The organism is Photorhabdus australis DSM 17609, from assembly GCF_000711895.1.
In the GTDB taxonomy this organism is placed as follows: Bacteria; Pseudomonadota; Gammaproteobacteria; order Enterobacterales; family Enterobacteriaceae; genus Photorhabdus; species Photorhabdus australis.
On sequence record NZ_JONO01000006.1, the window covers coordinates 1 to 25,172 of the forward strand.

Annotated in this window: 26 protein-coding genes; 10 read left to right on the forward strand and 16 right to left on the reverse strand. The window is 40.7% G+C overall.

Annotated features, from left to right (window positions below):
* Positions 1 to 266: transposase (locus tag BO26_RS02560; protein ID WP_036768521.1), on the reverse strand; the 266-nt coding region annotated here is incomplete at its 3' end.
* A 330-nt stretch (positions 267 to 596) separates the two neighbouring features.
* Here BO26_RS02560 and tig point away from each other — a divergent pair.
* Positions 597 to 1,901 carry a trigger factor gene (gene tig / locus BO26_RS02565; RefSeq protein WP_036768523.1) on the forward strand — a complete coding sequence of 435 codons (1,305 nt, stop codon included), beginning with the start codon at positions 597 to 599 and terminating at the stop codon, positions 1,899 to 1,901.
* Between the two features lie 448 nt (positions 1,902 to 2,349).
* On the opposite strand, the gene pilV is transcribed toward tig, so the two are convergent.
* From pilV to BO26_RS21840, 12 genes are all read right to left on the reverse strand, one after another.
* Complete coding sequence (gene pilV, locus BO26_RS02570) at positions 2,350 to 3,678, reverse strand: shufflon system plasmid conjugative transfer pilus tip adhesin PilV (protein ID WP_157835520.1); 1,329 nt, start codon at positions 3,676 to 3,678, stop codon at positions 2,350 to 2,352.
* A 4-nt stretch (positions 3,679 to 3,682) separates the two neighbouring features.
* On the reverse strand, positions 3,683 to 4,357 hold the full coding sequence (locus BO26_RS02575; RefSeq protein ID WP_036768524.1) for a prepilin peptidase: 675 nt from the start codon (positions 4,355 to 4,357) through the stop codon (positions 3,683 to 3,685).
* Entirely contained in the window at positions 4,357 to 4,824 is a 468-nt protein-coding gene (locus tag BO26_RS02580; RefSeq protein ID WP_051690844.1) for a lytic transglycosylase domain-containing protein, read from the reverse strand. Before BO26_RS02580 ends, BO26_RS02575 begins: the two co-directional genes overlap by 1 nt.
* A 74-nt stretch (positions 4,825 to 4,898) precedes the next feature.
* Positions 4,899 to 5,507, reverse strand: a complete 609-nt coding sequence (locus BO26_RS02585; protein WP_236637237.1) for a type 4 pilus major pilin — start codon at positions 5,505 to 5,507, stop codon at positions 4,899 to 4,901.
* Between the two features lie 30 nt (positions 5,508 to 5,537).
* Entirely contained in the window at positions 5,538 to 6,638 is a 1,101-nt protein-coding gene (locus tag BO26_RS02590; RefSeq protein WP_036768526.1) for a type II secretion system F family protein, read from the reverse strand.
* On the reverse strand, positions 6,638 to 8,152 hold the full coding sequence (locus tag BO26_RS02595) for a GspE/PulE family protein (protein ID WP_036768528.1): 1,515 nt from the start codon (positions 8,150 to 8,152) through the stop codon (positions 6,638 to 6,640). Before BO26_RS02595 ends, BO26_RS02590 begins: the two co-directional genes overlap by 1 nt.
* Before the next feature lie 12 nt (positions 8,153 to 8,164).
* Complete coding sequence (pilP, locus tag BO26_RS02600; protein ID WP_051690845.1) at positions 8,165 to 8,656, reverse strand: type IV pilus biogenesis protein PilP; 492 nt, start codon at positions 8,654 to 8,656, stop codon at positions 8,165 to 8,167.
* The gene (gene pilO2, locus BO26_RS02605) at positions 8,643 to 9,938 is read right to left on the reverse strand and encodes a type 4b pilus protein PilO2 (protein WP_036768530.1); all 1,296 of its coding nucleotides are present in this window, start codon (positions 9,936 to 9,938) and stop codon (positions 8,643 to 8,645) included. The genes pilP and pilO2 overlap by 14 nt, the downstream gene beginning before the upstream one ends.
* Positions 9,938 to 11,569 carry a PilN family type IVB pilus formation outer membrane protein gene (pilN, locus tag BO26_RS02610; protein WP_036768532.1) on the reverse strand — a complete coding sequence of 544 codons (1,632 nt, stop codon included), beginning with the start codon at positions 11,567 to 11,569 and terminating at the stop codon, positions 9,938 to 9,940. Before pilN ends, pilO2 begins: the two co-directional genes overlap by 1 nt.
* A gap of 16 nt (positions 11,570 to 11,585) precedes the next feature.
* Positions 11,586 to 12,032 carry a type IV pilus biogenesis protein PilM gene (pilM, locus tag BO26_RS02615; protein ID WP_036768533.1) on the reverse strand — a complete coding sequence of 149 codons (447 nt, stop codon included), beginning with the start codon at positions 12,030 to 12,032 and terminating at the stop codon, positions 11,586 to 11,588.
* A gap of 9 nt (positions 12,033 to 12,041) precedes the next feature.
* Positions 12,042 to 12,740 (reverse strand): toxin co-regulated pilus biosynthesis Q family protein, encoded by a 699-nt coding sequence (locus tag BO26_RS21460; protein ID WP_051690846.1) that lies wholly within the window; start codon positions 12,738 to 12,740, stop codon positions 12,042 to 12,044.
* A 493-nt stretch (positions 12,741 to 13,233) separates the two neighbouring features.
* Positions 13,234 to 13,740: a transcription termination/antitermination NusG family protein gene (locus BO26_RS21840; protein ID WP_036768535.1), complete on the reverse strand. Its 507-nt coding sequence runs from the start codon at positions 13,738 to 13,740 to the stop codon at positions 13,234 to 13,236.
* Positions 13,741 to 13,899: 159 nt separating this feature from the next.
* Between BO26_RS21840 and BO26_RS02630 the strand changes: the two genes are divergently transcribed.
* A complete protein-coding gene (locus BO26_RS02630; protein ID WP_036768537.1) occupies positions 13,900 to 14,247 on the forward strand; it encodes a helix-turn-helix transcriptional regulator in 348 nt (115 codons plus the stop codon).
* Positions 14,248 to 14,342: 95 nt separating this feature from the next.
* Here the strand turns inward: BO26_RS02630 and BO26_RS24580 are convergent, their stop codons facing one another.
* On the reverse strand, positions 14,343 to 14,480 hold the full coding sequence (locus tag BO26_RS24580) for a relaxase/mobilization nuclease domain-containing protein (RefSeq protein ID WP_110882653.1): 138 nt from the start codon (positions 14,478 to 14,480) through the stop codon (positions 14,343 to 14,345).
* Here BO26_RS24580 and BO26_RS23660 point away from each other — a divergent pair.
* On the forward strand, positions 14,442 to 14,582 hold the full coding sequence (locus tag BO26_RS23660; RefSeq protein WP_477707001.1) for a hypothetical protein: 141 nt from the start codon (positions 14,442 to 14,444) through the stop codon (positions 14,580 to 14,582). The genes BO26_RS24580 and BO26_RS23660 overlap by 39 nt on opposite strands.
* Positions 14,583 to 14,948: 366 nt before the next feature.
* Here the strand turns inward: BO26_RS23660 and BO26_RS02635 are convergent, their stop codons facing one another.
* The gene (locus BO26_RS02635; RefSeq protein ID WP_081861820.1) at positions 14,949 to 15,464 is read right to left on the reverse strand and encodes an antirestriction protein; all 516 of its coding nucleotides are present in this window, start codon (positions 15,462 to 15,464) and stop codon (positions 14,949 to 14,951) included.
* Between the two features lie 708 nt (positions 15,465 to 16,172).
* Here BO26_RS02635 and clpP point away from each other — a divergent pair.
* The 7 genes from clpP (at position 16,173) to BO26_RS02670 (ending at position 24,418) form a co-directional block, all read left to right on the forward strand.
* On the forward strand, positions 16,173 to 16,796 hold the full coding sequence (gene clpP / locus BO26_RS02640) for an ATP-dependent Clp endopeptidase proteolytic subunit ClpP (RefSeq protein ID WP_036768540.1): 624 nt from the start codon (positions 16,173 to 16,175) through the stop codon (positions 16,794 to 16,796).
* A gap of 142 nt (positions 16,797 to 16,938) precedes the next feature.
* Complete coding sequence (gene clpX, locus BO26_RS02645; RefSeq protein WP_036768541.1) at positions 16,939 to 18,210, forward strand: ATP-dependent protease ATP-binding subunit ClpX; 1,272 nt, start codon at positions 16,939 to 16,941, stop codon at positions 18,208 to 18,210.
* A 207-nt stretch (positions 18,211 to 18,417) separates the two neighbouring features.
* Positions 18,418 to 20,772: an endopeptidase La gene (gene lon, locus BO26_RS02650; RefSeq protein ID WP_036768542.1), complete on the forward strand. Its 2,355-nt coding sequence runs from the start codon at positions 18,418 to 18,420 to the stop codon at positions 20,770 to 20,772.
* 228 nt (positions 20,773 to 21,000) lie between these two features.
* Entirely contained in the window at positions 21,001 to 21,285 is a 285-nt protein-coding gene (gene hupB, locus BO26_RS02655) for a nucleoid-associated protein HU-beta (RefSeq protein WP_081861821.1), read from the forward strand.
* A 169-nt stretch (positions 21,286 to 21,454) separates the two neighbouring features.
* Positions 21,455 to 23,329, forward strand: a complete 1,875-nt coding sequence (gene ppiD / locus BO26_RS02660; protein WP_036768545.1) for a peptidylprolyl isomerase — start codon at positions 21,455 to 21,457, stop codon at positions 23,327 to 23,329.
* Positions 23,330 to 23,479: 150 nt separating this feature from the next.
* Entirely contained in the window at positions 23,480 to 23,854 is a 375-nt protein-coding gene (locus tag BO26_RS02665) for a ComEA family DNA-binding protein (protein WP_036768546.1), read from the forward strand.
* Between the two features lie 156 nt (positions 23,855 to 24,010).
* Complete coding sequence (locus BO26_RS02670) at positions 24,011 to 24,418, forward strand: acyl-CoA thioesterase (RefSeq protein ID WP_036768548.1); 408 nt, start codon at positions 24,011 to 24,013, stop codon at positions 24,416 to 24,418.
* A 28-nt stretch (positions 24,419 to 24,446) separates the two neighbouring features.
* Here the strand turns inward: BO26_RS02670 and queC are convergent, their stop codons facing one another.
* Positions 24,447 to 25,145, reverse strand: a complete 699-nt coding sequence (gene queC / locus BO26_RS02675; RefSeq protein WP_036768550.1) for a 7-cyano-7-deazaguanine synthase QueC — start codon at positions 25,143 to 25,145, stop codon at positions 24,447 to 24,449.
* Positions 25,146 to 25,172 lie beyond the last annotated feature (27 nt).

Here is a 25,172-nt window from a genome sequence, read left to right on the forward strand (position 1 = left end):
TCAAAGCTGCCTTCACGATCCCGTGGCGTGGTCAATTCAAACTCGCCATCATCGGTCAGTAACGTTTTAGAGGAATAGCCATTACGAGTATTAGAGCCTGATTTAGCTGCATTTTTTTCATGCCCTAAATGTTCAGTCAGCTCTGCATTTAATGCAGTTTCGACGGTAAGTTTAGTCAGCATTCGGGTGAACTGATTAAGGTCAGCTTCCGTTTTGATGCCTTTTGCAAATTCAGCTGCAAGTGCTTTAAGTTTTTTCTCGTCCATAATATGCCTGCTTTGTTGTTGGATGTAACATATCAAAAGCAGGCAAATACACAATTTAAATTACAGTCTCTAGCTGAATCATTGTTATTGTATGAACTTGATGAATGTTCGGGCTTTTGTCAGCAATTCTCGACTCACACCGTCTGCATCGCTATAATGTCGCGTCTAATTTTTAGAATGGTTTCGGGACGCTTCTGACATCAGGGATTCTCGGTTTTTAAATGCGACCGCCCCGGTTCTTAGAGAGTGTTGTGATTGGTACACAGAATGCGTACCTGTTGCATGGTCTCTGGAGTTGACCGAGCACTATGATTTTTTTGAGGTAAAAAGATGCAAGTTTCTGTTGAAACCACTCAAGGCCTTGGGCGTCGTGTGACAATCACCGTTCCTGCTGCCGATATCGAAAAAGCAGTTAGTAGTGAGTTGGTCAATGTAGCAAAAAAAGTTCGTATTGATGGTTTCCGTAAAGGCAAAGTGCCTATGAATATCATTAAACAACGTTATGGTGCTTCTGTTATCCAGGATGTTCTGGGTGATCTGATGCAACGTAATTTTATTAATGCAATCATCGAACAAAAGATCAATCCAGCTGGCGCTCCAAGCTATGCGCCGGAGCAGTTCAAAGATGGTGAAGACTTCACTTTTTCTGTTGAGTTCGAAGTTTATCCAGAAGTTGAGCTGAAAGATCTGGAAAACATTGAAGTTGAGAAACCTGTTGTTGAAGTAAAAGACGAAGATGTTGACGCAATGCTGGAAACTTTGCGTAAGCAGCAAGCTGACTGGAAAGAAACCGAAGAAGCAGTTAGTGCAGAAGATCGTATTACTGTTGACTTTAACGGTTCTATTGATGGCGAAGAGTTCGAAGGCGGTAAAGCATCTGACTTTGTTCTGGCTATGGGCCAGGGCCGTATGATCCCTGGTTTCGAAGAGGGGATTGTTGGGCATAAAGCAGGCGAAGAATTCACTATTGATGTGAACTTCCCAGAAGATTACCATGCTGAAAACCTGAAAGGTAAAGCCGCTAAGTTTGCTATCACTTTGAAAAAAGTGGAACAGCGTGAACTGCCAGAATTGACTGAAGAGTTCATCAAACGTTTCGGTATCACTGACGGTACAGTTGACGGTCTGCGTGCAGAAGTACGTAAGAATATGGAACGTGAATTGAAAAATGCAGTTCGTAACCGTATTAAATCTCAGGTTATCGATGGCTTGGTTAAGGCTAACGAAATTGAAGTTCCTGCGGCAGTTGTTAATAGTGAAATCGATGTTCTGCGTCGTCAATCTGCTCAGCGTTTCGGTGGCAATGAAAAACAAGCTCTGGAATTGCCTCGTGAGTTGTTTGAGGAACAAGCTAAACGTCGCGTTGTTGTTGGCCTGTTATTAGGCGAAGTTATCAGTAGCAATGAACTGAAAGCTGACGAAGAGCGTGTTAAAGGACTGATTGAGGAAATGGCTTCTGCTTATGAAGATCCTCAGGAAGTGATCGAATTCTATGGTAAAAACCAAGAATTGATGAGCAATGTTCGTAATATCGCTTTGGAAGAACAAGCTGTTGAAGTTCTTCTGGGTAAAGCAAAAGTTTCAGAAAAAGAAACTACTTTCAATGAGTTAATGAATCAGAATCAAATGGCATAAGTTTTAGCTTTGCCATGAGATAATGAATTCATTGTTTCTATAAGAATGGACCCGCAGATTTATCTGCGGGCCAATCTTGCTAAAGCTATGAAATTTTTGTATGACTTTTATTCCCAATAGATTTCAAGATGGATCGCGACGGCAAGGGAGCGAATCCCCGGGAGCATAGATAACTCTGTGACCGGGGTGAGTGAGTGCAGCCAACAAAGAGGCAACTTGAAAGATAACAGGTATATTGTTATTTTAAATATATAGTAAATATTACTTTAAATTTTGCGGTGGATTTAATATTTATTCGGTGGTGTTATTTGGAGAAATAGATTTATTGACAGCGATGTGAAAAATATCATTAAATCCAGTTGTAAGTATAATAGGAAAATGAAAATTTTTTTGTTAAATCAGTCAATAATAAAAATGGTTCTTTTTGATGACAGCCTGATTTTTATATCTAATAACCTATGGCAATCACGTAAGGCTTTATTTGCGAACCGTAATTATCACCATTTGGAATGACGGTTACACCATTTTTATCAAAATCGTAAATTTGAAAAAACATATCTCCATATGTTCGACTATTTATTTTGGCGGTAACCGATAGAGATAATGTTTTATTTGGGAATGGCATTGGAAATTTAATATATTGTCTTTCTTCTTCTCTTCCTACCCAAATACCATCAGACCATTGATAGATTAATCCCGTTCCTTCATCTTTCCACCATCCTTTTTCGGATAATTGGGCTGTTGTACCACCTGATTTACTCCATTTATCAGATTGGCAAGATAAAATAGCTCCTTCTTTATCTCGACTGATTAAACCCTTTGGAGAACACGGCGTTCCAACAACTGCAACTTTTTCTAATAACAGATATTCTTCGGTAGTAAGACGTTCTTTTGCTTTAATTTGTCCACCTGAATAAATCCCCTTATTGTTGACGCTACGTATCCAATCTTTATCTGACATATAAAAGCCACCTTCATAGGTACTGTTTATCCAGCCTTTATTGTTTTGTGTCACAAGCCAACCACTGTTACTTTTAATATCACCTTCTGATATCACATTTTTCGAAAATTGCCCCGTTTTTGCATTAACTTTATCGGCGTTGTCCAAATTATTACCATTCATATCAATAGACGTATACATACGATTTAGCTCAGGTCTATTGTTAACATTAAAACGATAAAGGCGGTCACTTTCCTGTAATGCTGTACCTAATACTTCCGATGAAAGTGCTATTGCAATATGCCCCTTTTTACAATCAATACCAAAATCTTTGGGCTGACTGCTCCAACCATTATAAGCTCCTGTCGCAATATTTTTTGCATCAATATATCCGCCTAACCCTGAAATTTGCGTTGATATCGCCCTTAAGCCTTTGTAGGTAATCTCTGAACCATTGACGCTGCATGTCAAAGCCTGAAGTTTGTTCTTAAGTTTACTGTTTTTAACTACGCCGGTTACATAGCTTTGACTAAAACTGTTTTTCTCCGAAAATCCTTTTTGAAGATAGCCTTCTTTTATCAGTAAGGAGGAAGTGATGCGAAATGGTAAGGGTTTAGTCAAGATTGTATCCGTGTTGTCAGCTATATATTGCTTAGCGGCTTCATTAAATGTGCTGGAGTGTGTAGCTGCTACACTCCATTCTTTTTCATTAAGATATTCACTGTACTTTTCAGCAGCATAAATTGTCCCTAATGAGATGATAGCCAGAGCGGCCAATACTTCCAGCGAGACAAAACCACGATGTGGCATCAATGTAGTAAGAGACTTTTTGTTCACTTTCTCAACCTCCGATAATCCACGGCAACCACGCTGCCGCGACTCCACATAAGAATGGTGCAAATGGTGCAGTTCGATAAGCTGCTTGTTCCTGCCACCGCAATGGGTCACGTATTTTTTTAATCAGCAGAAATAGCGTTCCTATCACCGCAGCGATCCCAATAATCCAAAATAAAAACAGCATAGAAAACCACATTCCTAATCCTGTTATTAGGTATACATCGCCAAGACCGAATAACTCCTGTTCTGCCCACTGGTTATAGGCCGCTCGTACATACCACAGCACGCCAAACAATATCAGTGAGGTGAATGTAGTGAAGAATAATGTGTCTGGATGTATCAAGGAACGATAAACGGTTCCTATCAGCCAGAATGTCACTGTAAAACACTGAGGCAAACAGCGACTGGCACTATCCAAAAAAATAAACAGTGATAGAAATCCGCTACAGATAATGAAGAATAAAAGATGAATTAAAGATATCTCATTCCAGGCCATCATCACGGAAAACAGAGTAAACATCGGAATGACATACTTTACAAAAGGCCAGACCGATGAAAGTGGAGATTCGTTATACATGGATAAAAAGCGTCTTGCTACATATGCAGCCAGCAGTTGCCACTGAATTGACAGAATGCCAGCCAGCACTATATAACCGAATGTTGTTTGCCAGTAATTCATCACTTTTTTTCCTGTAATGAGGGTAAATACAAGGCATATATCTTTCTGGCATAATTCATTCGCTTGCTATCATTATCTTTTTTAAATCCGGCGTTGTATGAACCAAGGCATGTCCAGTTAATTCCACATTTCTGTAGATGTTTTGCTAAAATCCAAGCGCCTATTTGTATATTCAGACACGAATTATTTAATAGATCATCTTTAGACTGAATTATTCCCAGAAGTTTTAATTCTGGAATATGCATAGAATTAATTTGCATCAGGCCATAATCGATACTAAGAATCTTGCCCTTTATATTGCGATTGATATTAATTTCTTGTGTGTTAAGGCCACTTTCCTGTGTTGCGATCGCTTTCAGTAATAAGGGATCAATTCGGTATTTTGCCCCTGCTTCATTAAAACAGAAGGCATGAGTACGAAAACAAAAAACAATAGCAGCAATCAACAATAATGCTTTTATTTTCATCTTTCCCGCCTAAAAAATAGAAAAGGGGAACTTCCCCTTTTCTGTCGGAAAAAGGGTGAATCTTTATAATTCAATTAACTGTTTGATTTAAAGATAATCGTGTTTATGCCAACTGAGCCATTGTCAGCTTTACATTGAGTACCTGCTTTTTCGGCGCTAATAGCACCAATATTATTGGTTCCTGAGATATTCACTTCATGGATCATGGCACTACCACTCAATTTAGTTACCATCATAGTGCAAGCTTCCTGAGGCACATTTTTATAGGTGATAGAAAACCCTTTATTGTTGGTTGAGCCTTGAATTTTTTCTGGTGAAACGATGACATCACCTCCCCAGCCATTGGCAATTTTGGCATTTCCTGAAGACTTATCTCCATTAATGGTCATGTTGCCGGGCACTCCACCAAACTGTACCAGAGTTCCTGTCATTTTGGCCGCACTCGTAAATGGATATTCACCTTGTGTTTTCAGCATTCCTCGTGATTGTGTGACCAGCATCTGTACATTAGATATCTCGTCATTAATTGTATTTTTGCTGAACATCCCAGATACAGCCCCTACAGACAGCACAATCGCAACTGCGATAATGGCCAGTACGCCCATCATTTCTATACTCAGGAATCCCCGGTGCAGAGGCATATTTCTCTGTTGTTCAGCTGCTTTTTCTGTATCAACCATCATTATGTGATCCTTTATGTTTACACTCATTATTTACCCCATTTGATTAACTAGATTATTCAAATCCTTCGTTGCCAGTAACAGTAGCAACATGTATGAAAACACCAACAAGAAGCACAGTGCCATTAAATACGCAGCCTTCTTCTTGACCTGTTTAATGGTTTGCTCCAGCCAGCGATCAGCATAATGTTCCAGAATATTTTCGGTGCCACTTCCCTCCGTTAATAACATCATTTGGTTAACACAATCTTTTGATGGAAAGTGGTAACCGGTACTCTTTAAAGCCAGTCCCAGATGTTGGCCCTGACTCATGTAACGCACGGTTTCGTTGATTCGAGTTTCTAGCCAGGGGCTGGCGGTTTCGCCCAACATTTTCACGGCATTTAATACCTGGATATTGACCCGCAATAATGCAGCAATGTTGAGCAAGAAATAGACACCCTGAACAGTTCGGTAAACAGACCAAGGTGGCAGGAGATCGGCAATTTTCCGATGCTGCCAATGTCCCAATGACCAATAAATCAGCCCTGAAAGCAGTAACAGAATGGAAATAATGACCACGCCATGATGAACAAAAAATTCCGAAATATCGGTCAGTTGTTTTAGTGGCCCTTGCCACTTCTCTCGCGGAACCAATTTCGCCAACTGAGGAATAAATTTGTCACACACCAGATTCATCATCAATACAACAAGGAAAAGCAAAAACGCGGGATACACTACCGCCCCTGTTAACGCTGATGTCATTTCACTTTTCCCTTGTACAATGCGGCTGGCACGACGCAAAGCATCGGCAATATTACCTGCCAACACCCCAGAACCTATTAAGGTAGCTTCCTGAACTGGAATCCAGTCCATCAGTATGGTTTCTAGCGCATCCTGACCTTGATCCAGCGCTTGAATACAATCCGTCAGTAGCACCGCAATTGGATGTTTTTTCTTGCCAAAGTCCGTTGCTACATTACGCATATCGACAAACGCCTGCCGCAGCGATTTATTGTTATCCAGCAGGAATGCCAGCATGTCGTAAAAGGCAATCCGATCTTTGGCTGAAAAAGTTTTACGGTATATCCAGCGAACAACCACAGACACCTGAACATCTACGGATGACGCATGTTCTCGCTGTTGCTTAAACACTAGTCCTCCTTCAACAGCGTGTAGCTGTCTTCATCAAGTGGGCAGATAGCATCAGCAGCCAAGGGATCGACCTCTCCGGCATTGATATAATGTAGGACATGCTGATTACGAGTGATTCCCCCTAATGAACGATGCCAGTAGGTTTTAGCAGCCGTCGGTCCATCAGTTCGATATAGTTTGTAAAACTGGGCATCTGGAGCAATTACCTCAGCCACAACAACACGTCCGATAATGCCTTTGTAGCAGTGTTCACAACCGTCGCCATGACGCATAAACACCTTTTCAGGTTGGCAGTTGCGTTCTATCAGTGTTCGCTCATCTGGGTTCAATTGAGAGACCACTGATGCGTAGGAACGCTTACAGTGCGGACAGATGCGTTGAACCAGACGTTGACTGATTAATCCCATCAATAGTTGAGGGTCGGCGATTAACTGGCCTGATACACCTTCGGTTTCCAGACGCTCAATAATGTTGATAGGGTTATTAGCATGCAGTGTGGTCATCATCAAATGCCCGGTCATTGCGGCTTTAATCGCCGCCATCGCCGAGTCATAGTCGCGAATTTCACCGTTCAGAATGGCATCTGGATCAGAGCGTAAGGCATAGGCAATGGAAAGTAACCAGGCGCGACTGACTTCCTGTACGTTCTTTTTATCCGCAATTATTGGTGTTTGAATGGCTCCGGGTATACGGCCTTCCGGGGGATCTTCAATGGTCAGTAACCGTTTCACCGGTAAACGGTTGGTGTATCCATTCATTGATAAATAGGCAGCAGATGCTGTGCGTAATGTGGTGGATTTCCCTGAACCGGTGGGACCTGACAGGATAATAATTCCTTCCGGTCGACACAGCAGCCTCTTAATGGTACTTATTTGCTGCGGTAGGAATCCCAGCGATTCAAAACTCGGCACCTGAGCACCATCATTTTTAATCAAGCGCATAACGGCATATAACCCGCCGACAGCTGGCATATGCGCGTAACGAGCGCCAAATATCCCTAGTGGTTTTACAAATGCTTCAGCGATCCGGCCATCCTGATGTTGGTTGGGGTAGAACTGTTTTTCCGTCACGTCACACATCGACAACACGATGGTTGATGCTAGTTCCCAACCTTCCTCTTTATCAATGCAATCTAGCACCTGCAATTCACCATGTACCCGTGCTTCGATATAGCAAAAATCGCTGTTATCGCGCCCTATAGTAAAATGCAAATCTGATGATCCAAGCTTAATCGCCTCCCGAAAGTAGTGTAGAACCTTGCTTTGAGTCGGTGAAAGTTGTGTCCCATTATTTTGCTGAGCGTCATTCAGTTGTACTACTTCATCTAACGAAACGGCTCTACAACGAGTCCGACCAGGGTTAGCTTTCTGTACACGACTAACATAGTTTTGTATCAAGAAATCCCCGCTACGATTTTCCGCGTAGCAAATATCCAGTATGTCACCTTCCCTTGGTGTGACGCAGATATAGCGAGCAATCTCCTGCGGCGGTGATTCAATGACAAAATTTGTCATACCATCCCTCTTTTAATTAAATGGTAAAGAGCGTTCATTTGAACCGTTAGATACTCGGACTTCGAGCGCAGTGATCGTTTTAATTTTGTATTCTGTACCTGGAATAAGTTGTCCTGTCGTGGCTTCGACCCAACTGCCATCAGGTAATCCTAAGCGGGCAATTAACCGGTTGCCTGTACCGTAGATTTCTTGAATATGAGGTAACTGCTGTATTCTGGGCATGACCGATGAATGTATTTCACTGCCAGTAATAGAAGGCATTGTAGTTGTCACATTTTCGCTGACATTTTCAGCAAGCTCTTTTTGCGCCCGAGCTCGAGCTGCTTGCGCTTCCAGGATCACTGTTTCAGCCTGAATTTGTTCCAGTTGATGCAAGGTATAGTTTGTCATCACTGGCGGTTTTGCCTCCTGTGTCGTTTCGTTTCCTGTTGTTGATGCTTTGGCAGGCAGGCATGTACTTGAGATTAGAACAACAATAAGGGATAAATACTTACTGTTTTGCATAGAGTTTTCCTTCAATTTTGTAGTTCAGTCGTCCCTGACTTAACACCAGAGTGATTTGATTGAGTCGAATACCGATATCATCTATCCCTTCAAACAATTGAGTGGGTGGGATAGTTGTATCGAGTGACAAACTAAATGTCCGCCAGGGCAATACCGATTCCTCTCCTGAGGGAGTCACAATGCGGTTATCCTCTTCCTGAAGAATGATAGGTAGTCGCATCTGTTGGGCGAATGTCGTTAACCGTTGGATTTGTACCTCCCCCTTTGGAAGTTCGCGCTTATCAGCTGGTATTTCAAATAAAATGGATTGGTTAAAACCACCAATATCGCCATTCCCCGGTAAATTGAAATAAGGATGTTCAGCAAACGTTTGTTTTACTCGATGGGCAAAATCTCCGACATTGCCGCCATCAGGTAAGGCATAGGCAAAACGGATGGAACCCTCCTGAGAACACTGTGCTTCCTTGAAGATCCAGCCAGCCAGTGATATAGGAGCGGCCTGCCAACGTGCGGCGCAGGTATCCACAAAATTTTTCAATCGCGGTTGGGTAATCCATGGAGGAATAATGACAGAACTCGCCGATATATTTTCCTGTTGTTGAGCTAATATCGCCTGACGGACAGCCTCCTGTCGAATCGCCTCCTGATAGTCACTGTAAAGCGTCCAACCGCAGTAACTGACCAGAACTACAATCCCGAATGCTGCCATGCTAAACAGCGTTTTTTTCATAGATGCTGAGTAAAAGCGGCTAGAAACAGGAAATCGACGTCCATTCAGGAATGAATCAAGATTAAATGGCTGGCTCCCGTCAATGTGCCAATCTGTCGGTGCAAAACATTGCCACCCATCTTTAGGTTCAGGGTTAAATTGCGTAAAGGTTTCTCGTGCTTGTTCGATATGGAGGCGACTGCTGACTACATCATTGATCAACACACCATCAATACTGCTGACAAAGGCAAACTTGTCCGTCTCTAATGGTACAATGGCATAGCCACTCTTAATCTGTTGAGAGGCTATCAACAAACCCAATGAGTAAAGTCCCTTTATTTTTCTAGGTAATGTCAGTGTTGATCGACGAACCAGTCCGGCCACAAACTGGGCTTGACCTTCATTGTCACGGTAACGATAAGTCACTACGTGATCGGCACCCAGCCGTCGCGCCAATCCCTTGATATTTTTGCGATCACGCGATGAAACTGGTTCCCAGGTAACGCCAGCAAGAAATGCAATATGCCCCCGAATGACAGGCGTGGCCATCATAGTGTTGTTGTGCTGTTGCATTATATTTCCTGTAAAATCACTGGCGTAATCAGGATCACTAACATTGTGTCTGCGTCTTCATTCTGTTGGCCACCGCCAAAACCAAAGAACCAAGGCTGCCCAACTCCTTCTTTCCCCGCTTTTCGGTTAGTCTGCTGGAATCCGGAAAGTACAATGGTTTGCCCTGATTTCATGTTGACGCGTTGATTGACGGTCTTCAATTTAGTGTTCAACAGTTCTACCGAACTTCCCCCACTAGTAAATGTCCTTCGGGTTGGTGGATCAGAAAGACTGATTGAAAATTGCAGTTGTAGGTTATTCGCATCCGGCATGATGTATGGCAGCAATGTCATGTTGAATCCGGTTGTAATTGTGGCTGGTTGGATAGAGGTCGATGTCCCGACATTGGCGGTAGACTCAGTAGTCACCTGCGCCACATAATCCTCTTGCTCAGCAACTTGTAGAGGCAGTGATGTCATATTGGTCGTTGCACTGGACTGTTGAGTGACTACACTGACCTTAGCTTGTTCAGAAAGCGCTTTGATAAAGCCTTTTGAACCAGCTAACTTACCATCAACAATAGACAATCCTCCTGTCATGGCGTTTTCAGCTGCTCTGGAAAATCCACTCGTTAACGTCATTCCAACACTGCCGCTGCTAAATATGGCATTCCAGTCAATACCAATTTGATCTTTATTGTGTTTTTCAATGCTCAAGACTTCCACATTCAGTACAACTTGACGGTTCAATTCTTTATTACGTTCCGCCACAAATTGTCCTACAGCATCCAGAACTTGCGGTGTATCAGTAACCGTCAAATGCCCGGACGAGAGGAACATTCGTCCAACGTTTGGAGTCAACATGGTTTTAATGGAATCCTGCAAGTCAGCATACAGAGAGGATTTAATTTCCATTGTGGTCGTCTGTGAGGTATTAGCGTCACCCGTAATGGCGTTTCCACTTTGACCACCACTGTTTCCCGCTGTTGATGTCGTACCACTGACGACTTTTGAATTGAATTCTGCTTTAGAATCCATAAACGCAATATTGAAAGATCGAGTTTCCAGGTAGTAGAGATAAATGCGTCCCTTTTCGTAACGCCATGACACCCCTAATCGGCTGGTCACGCTATCAAGCAGCCCTGATAGTGAGCCACTCCAATACAGCCCATTCAGCGTACCAGAAGGATTGGCGGGTATAGCTGGAAACGAATTTCCCATGGTAGCTAGAGGCACCATACCGTTCGCATCAGGCGGTGAAATATTGTTTGTCGGTTGTTGGGTTTTTCCTCCAGTACCACCTAATACCATTGAAACATCAGGGGTTACCGTCACCGGGATTCGACAAACACCGGCGATGCGTTGAGAGATTTCGTTGAGGGTGATATTGCCTTGCCGATTTAGTGTAATGGTGCAATCAGGTACGGACTTTTGAGTTTGGCGTTTTTCAATAATTGGAACAGGGTTAATCCACTGGCTTCTCGCTTCTCCAACCACCGGCCCTGTTGATTTCAGTTGGTTCATTTGCTCTTGTGCTCGGGCATAATCGTTATCAGCATGTTGCATATTGCTATTGATACGCTCAATACTGGCACAGCCGGATAGAACTAACGCCGCCAATATTGGCGTTAGAACAAATATTTTATTACGCATGCTTTTATCCTATTGATTAGTTCAGATAGACAACCGCGCCATCGGGAATTCTTGTCGGTACTGGTACGGTCATATCTTTGCCACTGTTGTCGATGAGGTGACGTTGCTTAACTGTGCCAAGCAACGCAGAAGATAGAGTTTGTGTTTTGAGAGCATTCATTAACCCACGCTCAGGTTTTTGCCATACATAAACACGCTGCTTAAAAATTACATGGTAGATTTCATTATTTGGCTTCATGCCGATCTGGTTAGGTTTTAATACCACCTCACTCGGTGTAGTGTTTACGTCGGGATGATCATAAAGGTAATCATTTATCGCATTGATATACTGAACAGTTTCAGTTGCTCGTTGTGTCATAATCGTTAAGGTTTCAACAACATCCTGCTGTGAATTCTGGCGATTTTCATAAAAACTTGTCAGAGTGAATATGACAAGGAAGAAGGAAAGCAGTAGATACCCCATTACTCCCCCTCATTGTTCCATAACCTGAATTAGACATTGTGGTGTATTGGTTTCTACATACAGGGGTTTTTGGGCGTTTCTATAGAGACTAAATATGCCATTGAGTGCTGATTTAAAATTACCTTTAAATTGCAACAGGGCATCTATACGATAATTAATCGGGGTTTCCCATATCACTGTCCAATTAATGGAATCTGCCGCTGAGCACACTTCTTTTACTGCCCAGGCCATAATGCCGTCCTTTAATGTCGTTCCTTTTTCAATACGCCATTGTTTCTCAACTGAGGTAACAAGGGGGGGATTCTGTGTTAAATTGCTTGGCTTTAGAGTCGTTGTGCTTTTAAGTGTATTCGATGATATAACTTCTGGCTTAAGAGCTTGCTTTGTGACTCCCATTTTTCCTGTATTTTGTGAAGCAATGACAGGTGTTTTTACGGTTATCATGGGGGGAGTTAAGGCAGCAATAGCTGTTTTATTTTCATGTCCTTTATCTAAGAAAGAGGAGGTGTTTGATTTAAACTCCTCCTCAGTCTTTTTCATCATCATATTTTTAGGTGATTTTGTGACACCTTCTACTCCAAGAATTTGTTGTTGCTCAGTAGCGACGGTTATTTCTGAAGGTACCTTGGGCGGATTATTTAAGACTTGGGTCTGACATCCAGCCAATAATAACACAGCCGCCGATCCAGCAAGAGAATAACGTTTCATGGGTATTCCTATGTCGTTGAGGATAGTGGGTTAGATTTTGTAGCTGATTGCTTAAAGCTTATTTTTTAATATTTGGTTATTGACCAGTTTATCTGCCGAAGCTTGCTTTGCTTTCGGAGTAGATACGGAACATTCAGATAAAAACACACTTGCAATATCACGGCGATCAGAAGAGATCCTTTATGTCCAGAACTACCTACAGTGATTGAAATTTCTTCTTGAATGTCATTAATAAGAGCTTGCTATTTTGATTACTAAATTGATTAATTAAAAACTGCAAAAGTACTCGGTTTGATATTATTTTTAGTTAATTAACTAATTTCACGGGCACGATGGTATTACTCTTGGTATCGGTGATGACCTACTCAATAACTATTGTTGTAGTGATTTCCCCCTTGGTTTTCGTTTTGACATGGAAAACGCCTATGAGAAAAAAACGCTAACATAAACGTTAGCGGTTAGATGATGAAAAGAAGTATCTTTTTTAAAAGAATCAGGCAACGCTATAACGGATTTCACGGTTTTCGAGAAAGCGTAAAAATGCGCATTGGCGTTCATGTACTGAAGTAATTTGCGCAATATGCTTAATTTCAGCAAGAAGTGAAGGATCAGCGCTAAGACATTCCACAGACTTATCTTGAAGATTTAATAGAACTTCTTTTGAATATTCCAATTCGTTAATAATGTGCTGTGGAACAATACAAGGTTCCCCTCCAAAACGGACAAATGCAATAGCTCCTGGAATATTAGTAATTGTTGTTGTGTGAACTTTATGGATATCAAACTGCAGAAAAAGATAATTTGGAAGCATGGGCTTCTGGGTATATCGGAAAGAATTGCAGTCCGTTCTAGGAGAGACTTTTATCAACATAGGTCGAAAGACATTGATATCTAATGCATTGACTCGCCGTGAAATTTTTTCGACATCCTGAACAGTGCAATAGAGCACATACCAGCAGTTCACTCTTTCCTCCTTAGTTTTTAGGGAAGCCGCCCCCATTTCCTATCCGCGAGGTAGGAATAGATAAATAAATTTTATGGTTGCGTGAATATCAAGTAATAATACAACAATTTACTTTATATTCAAGTTTTGCTTTCTAAGCGAACCTCACATTTTTGATTTAATCGTTATGCTATTGAAAAAGTGAGCGAGGAAAAAATGGTACCGAAACGTTTAAAAGAAGCACGATTGCACAGAGGACTGAGGCAGGTAGAGTTGGCAGAACTGCTTGAATTAGATGGTGTTGATATACGAAAAATGATCTCAAATTATGAGACTGGCCGCTATACACCATCCTTTAAAATTGTGGTTGCCATTGCTAAAAAGCTTAATTATCCGGAATGTTACTTCTACATTCAAGATGATATCTTTGCACAGAAAGTATTGAATCTTTTTTTATCGAATGCTGAAATTGAGAATCTTTACCATTTAGAAATTCAACATATAAAAGATTCAGTGTGCTCACTTTCTGACTTCCTGAAGAAAAATTTCCCTGAATCAAAATGAAGAGAGCGTGGCTTAATCCGCTCCTAATAAGGAAAGCTTTCTCCAACTGTCAGATGGTGTATGTAGGTTGATTATCATTCGTCTGATGTGAATCTCTATTTTCGATCAAGTGTTCTAAGGTATTGTTGTAATATGTCATAATCTTTCCATATGTTGGTTGCTTTATAGTTAATAGGATTGACAGCGATATGCATATGGAAGTTATCAGTATCACGATGAGTCGCAGGCAACATATTGATGCCTGCTCAGACTTAACTTACTATTTAGTTCGTGTTGACGACTATCAGAAAAATGCTTGTAAAACAAGTTCGGAATTTGGTGTTGCACTATGTTAGATATAATTGACCAGCTGGTGAAAGACAGCTTGTTTTGTATCGGTATTACGGAGATGAACTTTCTAACTCATCTGAATTTATCTGTTTAAAGAAACGAGCGGTAACCTAAAAAAATAACACTTTATCAGTAATAGGATTATATAATACTACAAATTAATAGTAAGGAAATCTGACCAGTTATCCAGTCAGATTTTATCAATTTGGTTTTACAGTTTTCCTGGTTGTACGTGCAATCGAATAATTAACTTTACAATAACGAAGTGGTTTATTTCTCGCAAATAGTATAAGTTTTTTATGACTCCATCTTCTAGTGGCTTGCCTGATTGGTCACAGGAAATAATCAGATATAATTGATTGAGAGAAAAATTAAGATATAACGGAAATGAGCAGTTTTTGTGTTCTGGTGTTAAATGTAGCAATATATTCAAATAAAAAATTTTTCATCATTGAATAGTGCTCATAAAGTAATTTGTCATTTTTCTGTTTTGCCAGGTTTTGGAAATATTTTAATGTATAATAAGTTACAGCTATTCCACACTGTTCAGAATTTAAATAACCTTTAAATTTATTTTTAAGAGAAACCACATAACCATCTGGAGGAGCTACAAAAAAACCGCCATTACTTAACTCAAATATTTCCCAAAATCCGCCTAGATATCCCTCTGCGTTTTCATCCATCCACGAATAAATATAAGTGTTACCTACAACAAATAATTCTTTAAGATGTTCGGAAAGAAATTTTTTTCTATCGAAATGCCAGGTTATTTTCTTTTTGGTTACGAGTGGAATATTTTCAATAGCGTTTTTTTTACCTACTACACTCGAGTTAATTTTTACGAAATTTTGATACATTAAAATATTTCCTTTTTCCTTTGATGACATCAATTCCAATCAATTAACAAGATTGAATAATTTATTGTTAATGAGAGGACCAAAGGAGAACTTATGACATTTTCTATGTTTTTCACCAGAAATATCAATCCATTATAAACGCAAGTGGCTAATTTTTAGCTTTTATCAAATGGAATAGTTTTTGCGTGATCTTAAACCACACCGGTAATCCTCGTTGAAAAACGGCTGAAACGAGTCCTTCTTGAACAGATAATTGTCCTGAAATTCAAAAATGAAGGTTTGGTTAATGGGGAGATGCCAGATTAGCTATTGATGGTATTCAGTGCATCTACTTTACTGACCAGATTGGTGCCAAGCGCCTACTCCCCATTCTTTGAGGGAGACCTTTTCAGGGATAAGTTGTGTAGAAGGTGATATCCTTAAACATGAGCATGGCAATCAGCTCTTTTTTTGTACGATATTTTATTGCAACAAAGTGATGGCTAAAAAAACAACGCTCTGTTAATAATCTAGCTCGTAGATTTATCTGTAGGTTTTTTTATTCTATATGAAGACGAGATTTTTCTTGAAAAAAGTGGATTTACCCCCAGATCCTTTTTCATATTATGTATATGATTGCAAAATTTTTCAGGGGTAGTCTTCCCTTGATTGGTTAACTTTGAATCATGGTCATCATCGCTTATCTCAAGTAGAATCAGTTATGAATGGCACCAACATGAATTCTATTAGGAGACGGAAATGTCATATAGCGACAAGCGGGATCAATATGTGCCTCATATGGCTTTGGTGCCGATGGTAATTGAACAGACTGCACGTGGGGAACGTTCGTTCGATATTTATTCACGTCTGTTAAAAGAGCGTATTATTTTTCTGACAGGTCAGGTTGAAGACCATATGGCAAACCTGATTGTGGCTCAGATGTTGTTTCTTGAGGCAGAAAATCCGGAAAAAGATATTTTCTTATATATAAATTCACCAGGTGGTGTAATTACTGCGGGAATGTCTATTTATGACACTATGCAGTTTATTAAACCGGATGTCAGTACTATCTGTATGGGACAAGCGTGTTCAATGGGGGCGTTTTTATTGACTGCTGGTGCAGAAGGAAAACGCTTCTGTTTGCCAAATTCCCGGGTCATGATCCATCAACCATTGGGTGGTTTCCAAGGGCAGGCTTCAGATATTGAAATTCATGCTCAGGAAATACTTAAAGTTAAAGGGCGTATGAATAGTTTGATGGCAAAGCATACGGGAAAACCTCTCGAAGAAATCGAGAAAGATACAGAACGTGATCGTTTCTTATCAGCAAGTGAAGCCGTAGAATATGGGTTGGTTGATAAGATTTTTACCCATCGCGATTAATTTATTATTCCCGGCAGCTATAATATAAATATTCGCCTTACCATTGCATTTGGTAAGGCAATGTTGCTCGGGGTAATAGCAGAAGTTTCCTGCTTTGCCAGATGAATCTGGGGTAGCAGTTGATAAAGTGAGGTTGTGACTGATGACAGATAAGCGCAAAGACGGTTCAGGAAAGCTGCTGTATTGCTCTTTCTGCGGGAAAAGCCAACATGAAGTGCGGAAATTGATTGCTGGTCCGTCAGTGTATATCTGCGATGAATGTGTGGATTTATGTAACGACATCATTCGCGAAGAAATTAAAGAGCTTGTACCACATCGTGAGCGTAGTGCATTACCAACTCCTCATGAAATCCGTCAGCATCTGGATGATTATGTGATCGGCCAGGAAACGGCGAAAAAGGTGTTGGCTGTTGCTGTTTATAACCATTACAAGCGGTTGCGTAATGGCGATGTGAGTAACGGTGTTGAATTAGGTAAAAGTAATATTCTGCTTATTGGACCGACAGGGAGTGGTAAGACTCTGCTGGCTGAAACGCTGGCCCGTTACCTTGATGTTCCTTTTACTATGGCAGATGCGACTACTCTGACTGAAGCGGGATATGTGGGGGAAGACGTAGAAAACATTATTCAGAAATTACTGCAAAAATGTGACTATGATGTGCAAAAAGCCCAGCGTGGTATTGTTTATATCGATGAAATTGACAAAATTTCACGTAAATCTGATAACCCGTCAATTACTCGAGATGTTTCCGGTGAAGGTGTACAACAAGCACTATTAAAACTGATTGAAGGTACGATTGCGGCAGTTCCGCCTCAAGGCGGGCGCAAACATCCTCAGCAGGAGTTTTTACAGGTAGATACTTCTAAAATCTTATTCATTTGTGGCGGAGCGTTTGCTGGTCTGGATAAAGTGATTGGTCAGCGTCTAAATACCAGTACTGGTATTGGTTTTGGTGCGAAGGTGGAAGGTGAGTCAGAGAAAGCGACTGAAGGTGAACTGCTTGCACAGGCTGAACCAGAAGATCTGATCAAATTTGGTTTAATTCCTGAATTTATTGGACGGTTACCTGTTGTTGCTACACTCAGTGAATTGAGTGAAGAAGCGTTGATTCAGATTCTAAAAGAACCTAAAAATGCGTTGACTAAACAGTATCAGGCATTGTTTAACCTCGAAGGCGTCGATCTGGAATTCAGAGCTGAAGCACTGACCGCTATTGCTAAGAAAGCGATGGTTCGTAAGACAGGTGCTCGTGGTTTGCGTTCAATTGTTGAAGGTGCATTGCTGGACACCATGTATGATCTGCCATCGATGGATAATGTAGGAAAAGTTGTTGTAGATGAATCTGTTGTCAATGGTCAATCTGCGCCATTACTGATTTACAGCAAGCCGGATGCTCAGGTTTCTGGTGAGTGATTGATATCAGGACAGGGAATTCACTGAATGGGATATTATTGAATAAAATGAGGGGGTTACCCTCATTTTGTTTTTATTAGCGTATCATACTATTGAATGTCAAATTCCTGTCCCCATATATTTTATATTCTATGATGTGAAACTCGTGATGACCGTGTTTCACGAGATTCCTAAAAACTGGCGAAAGCTAAACGAAGAGAGAGCTCTATGAATCCTGAGCGTTCCGAACGCATAGAAATCCCTGTATTGCCTTTGCGCGATGTGGTGGTTTACCCGCATATGGTGATCCCACTGTTTGTAGGGCGTGAAAAATCTATTCACTGCCTGGAAGCAGCAATGGATCATGACAAACAGATCATGTTGGTTGCGCAAAAAGAAGCTTCAACTGATGAGCCAGGGGTTAATGACCTTTTCTCCGTTGGTACAGTAGCTTCTATTTTACAGATGTTGAAATTGCCCGATGGTACTGTAAAAGTACTCGTTGAAGGGTTGAGACGTGCTCGTATTACGACTCTGACTGATAATGGTGAACATTTTTCTGCTCAGGCTGAGTATCTTGATTCACCAATAGTTGATGAGCGTGAGCAGGAAGTTCTGATAAGGACTGTTATTAATCAGTTTGAAGGTTACATTAAGTTAAATAAAAAAATTCCACCAGAGGTTCTGACCTCGCTACACAGTATTGAAGATGCAGCCAAACTGGCTGATACAATTGCTGCACATATGCCATTGAAACTCAATGATAAACAGACCGTTCTGGAAATGTCTGATGTTGTTGAGCGCCTTGAATATCTGATGGCAATGATGGAATCAGAAATTGATTTGTTACAGGTAGAAAAACGAATCCGTAACCGCGTGAAGAAACAAATGGAAAAAAGCCAGCGCGAGTACTACCTGAATGAACAAATGAAAGCAATTCAGAAAGAATTGGGTGAAATGGATGATGCGCCGGATGAGCATGAGACTCTCAAGCGTAAAATTGAAGCGGCAAAGATGCCAAAGGAAGCCCGAGAAAAAGCTGAAGCTGAGTTGCAAAAGTTGAAAATGATGTCGCCTATGTCAGCAGAGGCAACTGTTGTCCGTAGTTACATCGATTGGATGGTACAGGTTCCGTGGGTTAATCGTAGTAAGGTGAAAAAAGATTTGGTTAAGGCCCAGGAAACACTGGATACCGATCATTATGGCCTGGAACGAGTAAAAGAGCGTATTCTTGAATATCTGGCAGTACAAAGCCGAATCAGTAAAATTAAAGGGCCAATTTTATGTTTAGTTGGGCCGCCTGGAGTAGGTAAAACCTCTTTAGGTCAGTCTATTGCACGAGCAACAGGGCGTAAATATGTGCGTATGGCACTGGGTGGGGTTCGTGATGAAGCTGAAATCCGTGGTCACCGCCGTACCTATATTGGCTCTATGCCAGGTAAGTTAATTCAAAAAATGTCCAAAGTTGGGGTGAAAAACCCACTATTCTTGCTGGACGAAATCGACAAAATGTCATCTGATATGCGCGGTGATCCGGCTTCCGCATTACTGGAAGTTTTGGACCCGGAACAGAATGTAGCATTTAACGACCATTATCTAGAAGTTGATTATGATCTGTCGGATGTCATGTTTGTTGCTACATCCAACTCTATGAATATTCCTGCACCATTATTGGATCGTATGGAGATTATTCGTCTGTCCGGTTATACCGAAGATGAAAAACTGAATATTGCTAAACGTCATTTGTTGCCTAAACAGATTGAGCGTAATGCTCTGAAAAAAAATGAATTAGTTATCGATGACAGCGCTATCATTGGCATTATCCGTTATTACACCCGTGAAGCAGGGGTACGTAGTTTAGAGCGAGAAATTTCTAAGTTGTGCCGTAAGACCGTGAAGGCATTGCTAATGGATAAGAGTTTGAAACACATTGAAATCAATGCAGATAACCTGAAAGATTATCTGGGGGTTCAACGTGTGGACTATGGTCGTGCAGATACAGAAAACCGTATTGGTCAGGTTACAGGGCTAGCATGGACTGAAGTTGGTGGTGATTTACTGACGATTGAAACCGCGTGTGTTCCAGGAAAAGGTAAACTCACCTATACCGGTTCATTGGGTGAGGTCATGCAGGAATCAATTCAGGCCGCATTAACAGTCGTTCGTGCTCGCGCTGATAAATTGGGTATCAACTCTGATTTCTATGAGAAACGGGATATCCATGTCCATGTTCCGGAAGGTGCGACACCAAAAGATGGCCCAAGTGCAGGCATTGCTATGTGTACAGCATTAGTATCTTGTCTGACTGGCAATCCAGTTCGTGCTGATGTTGCTATGACCGGTGAAATTACCCTTCGTGGTTTGGTTCTGCCGATTGGTGGTTTGAAAGAGAAACTACTAGCTGCTCATCGAGGTGGAATTAAAACAGTCTTAATCCCGGAAGAGAATAAACGAGATCTGGAAGAAATTCCGCAGAATATTATTGTAGACCTGCAGATCCATCCAGTTAAGCGTATTGAAGATGTTTTAGCGATTACATTGCAGGACCCTGTGTTTGGAGCAGAACTGGTGTCGGTGAAGTAATACAAAATAGTACACTATCTTAATAGTTATTGTAGTTATTGGATGAAATATAAGCTGGCAAGTTAAAATTCAGGCTTGCCGGCTTTTTTGTATCGTTGACTGGAATGAACAGTCTGCTGTCTTACGATTTCTTGCTAATACTGGAAAGGATTGATATAACGGCACTGCTATCGGGTTATCCAATAGGATTCTGATACGATAGTAAAATACTATATGGGGATGATAAGAGTGAATAAATCACAACTGATCGACAAGATTGCTGCTGACTCTAATATTTCTAAAGCAGCTGCAGGGCGTGTGGTAGATGCATTCATTTCTTCTGTAACGAATGCATTGAAGGATGGCGATGATGTTGCTCTGGTAGGGTTCGGTACTTTTGCTGTTCGTGAACGTTCTGCTCGTACTGGTCGTAACCCTCAGACAGGTAAAGAGCTTAAAATTGCTGCGGCTAAAGTACCTGCTTTCCGTCCAGGTAAGAGTTTGAAAGATGCTGTTAACGGTAACACAAACTAAATATTGTTTGTCAGTGCTTGTGATGTCGTTAAAAACACAGACTGACGAGACAGATTTGGTAGGTTAAAATAGAAGCGTATCAATTGATTGGTGCGCTTTTTTTCTCTTAGCGCTTGAATTAGCGTAATATGATAGTTTCAATTTCACCAAAGCGGAGTTTTGCCTCTTTATGATGGACAACCTACGCACGGCGGCAAACAGTCCTGTGCTTAAAATCGTGCTGGCTCTCATTATCTTGTCTTTTGTACTGACAGGCGTTGGGGGCTATCTGACAAGTGGAACTGGTAGTTATGCTGCCGAAGTGAATGGCCAGACTATCAGTCGTGCTCAATTAGAGCAGGCGTTTCAGCAAGAAAGAAACATGTTGCAAGAACAACTAGGAGATAAATTCTCTGTGTTGGCAAGTAATGAACAAAGCATGAAGCAGATTCGTAGCCAGGTTTTGGAGCGTCTGATTAATAATGTATTGATTGATCAATATTCTCGGGAACTAGGTTTGTCTGCTAGCGATGAGCAGGTTAAGGATGCTATCCGAAATATTTCCTATTTTCAGATAAACGGTAAATTTGATAACAACAAATATTTGGATTTTTTGAATCGTTCGAATCTGAGTCCAGATATTGTGGCTGAGCAAACGCGTCAGAATTTAATTAATCAGCAATTAATTATGGTTTTTTCTGGTAGCGAAATCGTATTGCCTGGTGAAGTAAAACTCAATGCTGAATTGCTTCTACAACAAAGAGCTATTCGTTTGACTACCTTAGAGCTAAAAAAAGTTCATGTGCAGCAAGAGGTAACAGATAAAGATTTACAAGATTACTATAATCTGAATAAGAATAGTTTTATTGCTCCTGAAGAAGTAAAAATTAGCTATATCAGAATGGATGCGGCAGATGAAATGGATAAAGTTTCTGTCACATCAGTGGATATTGATTCTTACTATGAGCATAATCTGAAACGTTATACTCAGTCAGAGCAGAAAAAATACAGTTTGATTCAGCTTGCAACTGAAGCTGAAGCTAAAGTAGTGCTTGATGAGCTGAATAAAGGTGCTGATTTTGGTAAATTGGCGACTGAAAAATCTACAGATAAGTTTTCAGCAAAAAATAAAGGTGAGATTGGCTGGATAGAAGAGAATTCTCTCCCAGAAGAGATGAAAAAAGCTAATTTGCAAGAGAAAGGCCAAATTTCTTCCGTTATTAAGGTTCCTAATGGTTTTGCCATTTTCCATTTGGATGATATTAAACCTCAAATAATCAAACCTTTGTCTGAAGTTCGCTCTGAAGTTGAGAAGACGATTAAGCAGGAAAAAGCAGTAGATGCTTTTTATGCTCTGCAACAGAAAGTTAGTGACGCAGCTACTAGCGATAATGAATCCTTAACTTCTGCTGAGGAAGTTTCAGGCATTAAGATTGTTACAACGGGGTGGTTTGATCGTAACAATGTACCAGCAGAGATTAACTTTGGTCCTGTTATTCATGCAATTTTTGAAGGTAGTAATCTTGTTGATGGGCAAGGACCAACAGGTGCTAACTCTGATGTGATTTCTGCTGAAGGTGATCGTGCATTTGTTCTGCGTGTAGATAACTACAGGCCGGAAACAGTACAACCGTTTGAGCAAGTTAAAAAGCAGGTCACCGAACTTGTTAAACGTCAGAAAGCTGAAAAACAGCTTCAGGTTGAAAGTGAGAGATTGTTGACTGCCTTAAAAGAAGGCAAAGGTGAACAGGTTCTAAAAGACGCAGGCATTCAGTTTGGCGAACCTCAGGTTATTCAGCGCACATCTCAGAATAATGCACTGGTTGATGCAGTATTTGCTTTACCACAGCCAAAAGAAGGTAAAGTAGAGTATGGCTCAGTGAAAAATAGTTTGGATGATGTTGTTTTGATACAACTGGATAAAGTTACTCCAGGTGTTATATCGGAAGAGCAAATTAAAGGCATGACTGACGGTTACCAGAATGAGATAGGTAATGCTATGTTGGAGTCTTTACTGATTAACCTGCGTGAAAAGGCCGAAATTAATTTCGGTCATATCGAATAAAATTTGCGGGGAATATCGCAAATATCTTTGTAATTATCTTACTAATCAAGGCTGCTTTCGCGGCCTTTCGCATATCTGATACTTGTTCATTGTACTTAAATTTATCTGTGGCAATCTTTGTTTCGCCAAATAAAACATAGAGGGATTTATATGAAAAAATCAGGAGTTTTATCGGTTCTACTTGCCAGTTTGCTTTATGTGTGTGGAGGGCAATTTGCAGTTGCTGCCGAGCCAGTAAAAGATAAATTAGCTAAAGCAGTAAATACTACAAACAATTCTTCATCAGAAAAGCAGTTGCAGCAACAAGATGCTTCGAAAGTAGAAGAAAAGGGAATGGTGAATATCAATACTGCAAGTGCAGAAGAATTAGCAAAAGCACTGAGTGGTATTGGGGTAAAAAAGGCACAGGGAATTGTTGAATATCGTGAAAAGCATGGTGCATTTACTACGGTGGAACAATTACAGGAGGTTCAGGGAATAGGGCCAGTTTTCATTGAGCGAAACAGAAGTAAGTTGAGTTATTAGTGTATCATCCGGCATCCTCGGTCATAATTTACTTTGTGATTGAGGATGTTGTGATATAGATCACGAATAAATAACTTTAATTAGAGTCAATTTTTTGTTTTGCTATTGTTAAATCAATCTGGTCAGATGAGTGACGTTAACATTAAAGGCAATATTATGAGTTCAATTATAAAAGTCCATGGCTATCATATAGATTTATTTCAACATGTGAACAATGCCCGATATTTGGAATTTATGGAAAGTGCTCGTTGGGAATGGTTGCATAAATATTCTGTAGTGGAATGGATCCAGAAAAATGATGTTGGGTTTGCGGTAGTCAATATTAATATTAATTATCGTAGTTCGGCAGTGCTTGGTGATGAATTGGAAGTCGATTGCCGATTAACGGAGTTGAGAAATAGAAGTGGTGTATTTTCTCAGCAAATAATACGTAGAAAGGATAATCAACTCATTGCAGATGCGAAAACTACGTTTGTTTGGATTGATAGACAAACGCAGAAAGCACTCTCTATTGAAGGTGAACTACGCGAAATAATGGGAGCTTTGGTGAAAACAGGACAATGAGAGTGAAAGACTCCCATTGCCATTTGCATTAGGCTAGATGTGTTTTTGCTTTCATTTCAGTCATTATTTTTTCAGGCGCATCCAGATATTGTTCTAGTCCGCTAGTTCTGAGGTGGCAAGCTGCACATGTACCACAACCATTACCTTGAATGCCATTGTAACAAGTTAATGTCTGGCTACGAACGAAATCTAAATGTTGATAGTAGTCAGACAACGCCCAAGTTTCAGCTTTGCTGAGCCACATTAATGGAGTTTCAAAACGGATATCACGGGCAATGCCAAGACTAACAGCTTTATTCAGAGCCTTAACAAATTCGTCACGGCAATCAGGGTAACCGGAAAAATCAGTTTCGCATACGCCGGTAATGACTGTTTCAGCTTCAACTTGATAAGCATATATAGCGGCCAGAGTCAGGAATAAAATATTGCGCCCGGGGACGAATGTGTTGGGTATGATACTTTTTTCACTTTCATTGTAGTTGGGGACAGGGATGTTATTACGAGTTAGGCTGCTAAGAGCAAGTTCGTTAAGCAATGTGACATCCAGAATTTTATGTGCAACAACACCAAGAGAATGGCTGATATTACGTGCGACATCGATTTCAGCATGATGGCGCTGTCCATAATCAAAAGTGATGCAATGTACTTCGTCATATTGATTAATTGCCTGAATCAGGCATGTGGTGGAGTCTTGTCCACCACTGAACACAACAATAGCTCGTCTCATTGTAACATCCTCATTGAAATAAAACGG

Bases quoted from the DNA above. Each gene is read 5' to 3' on its own strand.
- tig (WP_036768523.1), top strand. From the start codon at position 597: ATGCAAGTTTCTGTTGAAACCACTCAAGGCCTTGGGCGTCGTGTGACA.
- BO26_RS02575 (WP_036768524.1), bottom strand. From the start codon at position 4,357: ATGAATTACTGGCAAACAACATTCGGTTATATAGTGCTGGCTGGCATT.
- BO26_RS02580 (WP_051690844.1), bottom strand. From the start codon at position 4,824: ATGAAAATAAAAGCATTATTGTTGATTGCTGCTATTGTTTTTTGTTTT.
- BO26_RS02585 (WP_236637237.1), bottom strand. From the start codon at position 5,507: ATGATGGTTGATACAGAAAAAGCAGCTGAACAACAGAGAAATATGCCT.
- BO26_RS02595 (WP_036768528.1), bottom strand. From the start codon at position 8,152: ATGACAAATTTTGTCATTGAATCACCGCCGCAGGAGATTGCTCGCTAT.
- pilP (WP_051690845.1), bottom strand. From the start codon at position 8,656: ATGCAAAACAGTAAGTATTTATCCCTTATTGTTGTTCTAATCTCAAGT.
- pilO2 (WP_036768530.1), bottom strand. From the start codon at position 9,938: ATGCAACAGCACAACAACACTATGATGGCCACGCCTGTCATTCGGGGG.
- pilN (WP_036768532.1), bottom strand. From the start codon at position 11,569: ATGCGTAATAAAATATTTGTTCTAACGCCAATATTGGCGGCGTTAGTT.
- pilM (WP_036768533.1), bottom strand. From the start codon at position 12,032: ATGGGGTATCTACTGCTTTCCTTCTTCCTTGTCATATTCACTCTGACA.
- BO26_RS21460 (WP_051690846.1), bottom strand. From the start codon at position 12,740: ATGAAACGTTATTCTCTTGCTGGATCGGCGGCTGTGTTATTATTGGCT.
- BO26_RS21840 (WP_036768535.1), bottom strand. From the start codon at position 13,740: ATGGGGGCGGCTTCCCTAAAAACTAAGGAGGAAAGAGTGAACTGCTGG.
- BO26_RS02630 (WP_036768537.1), top strand. From the start codon at position 13,900: ATGGTACCGAAACGTTTAAAAGAAGCACGATTGCACAGAGGACTGAGG.
- BO26_RS23660 (WP_477707001.1), top strand. From the start codon at position 14,442: ATGGAAGTTATCAGTATCACGATGAGTCGCAGGCAACATATTGATGCC.
- BO26_RS24580 (WP_110882653.1), bottom strand. From the start codon at position 14,480: ATGTTGCCTGCGACTCATCGTGATACTGATAACTTCCATATGCATATC.
- BO26_RS02635 (WP_081861820.1), bottom strand. From the start codon at position 15,464: ATGTCATCAAAGGAAAAAGGAAATATTTTAATGTATCAAAATTTCGTA.
- clpP (WP_036768540.1), top strand. From the start codon at position 16,173: ATGTCATATAGCGACAAGCGGGATCAATATGTGCCTCATATGGCTTTG.
- clpX (WP_036768541.1), top strand. From the start codon at position 16,939: ATGACAGATAAGCGCAAAGACGGTTCAGGAAAGCTGCTGTATTGCTCT.
- lon (WP_036768542.1), top strand. From the start codon at position 18,418: ATGAATCCTGAGCGTTCCGAACGCATAGAAATCCCTGTATTGCCTTTG.
- ppiD (WP_036768545.1), top strand. From the start codon at position 21,455: ATGATGGACAACCTACGCACGGCGGCAAACAGTCCTGTGCTTAAAATC.
- BO26_RS02665 (WP_036768546.1), top strand. From the start codon at position 23,480: ATGAAAAAATCAGGAGTTTTATCGGTTCTACTTGCCAGTTTGCTTTAT.
- BO26_RS02670 (WP_036768548.1), top strand. From the start codon at position 24,011: ATGAGTTCAATTATAAAAGTCCATGGCTATCATATAGATTTATTTCAA.
- queC (WP_036768550.1), bottom strand. From the start codon at position 25,145: ATGAGACGAGCTATTGTTGTGTTCAGTGGTGGACAAGACTCCACCACA.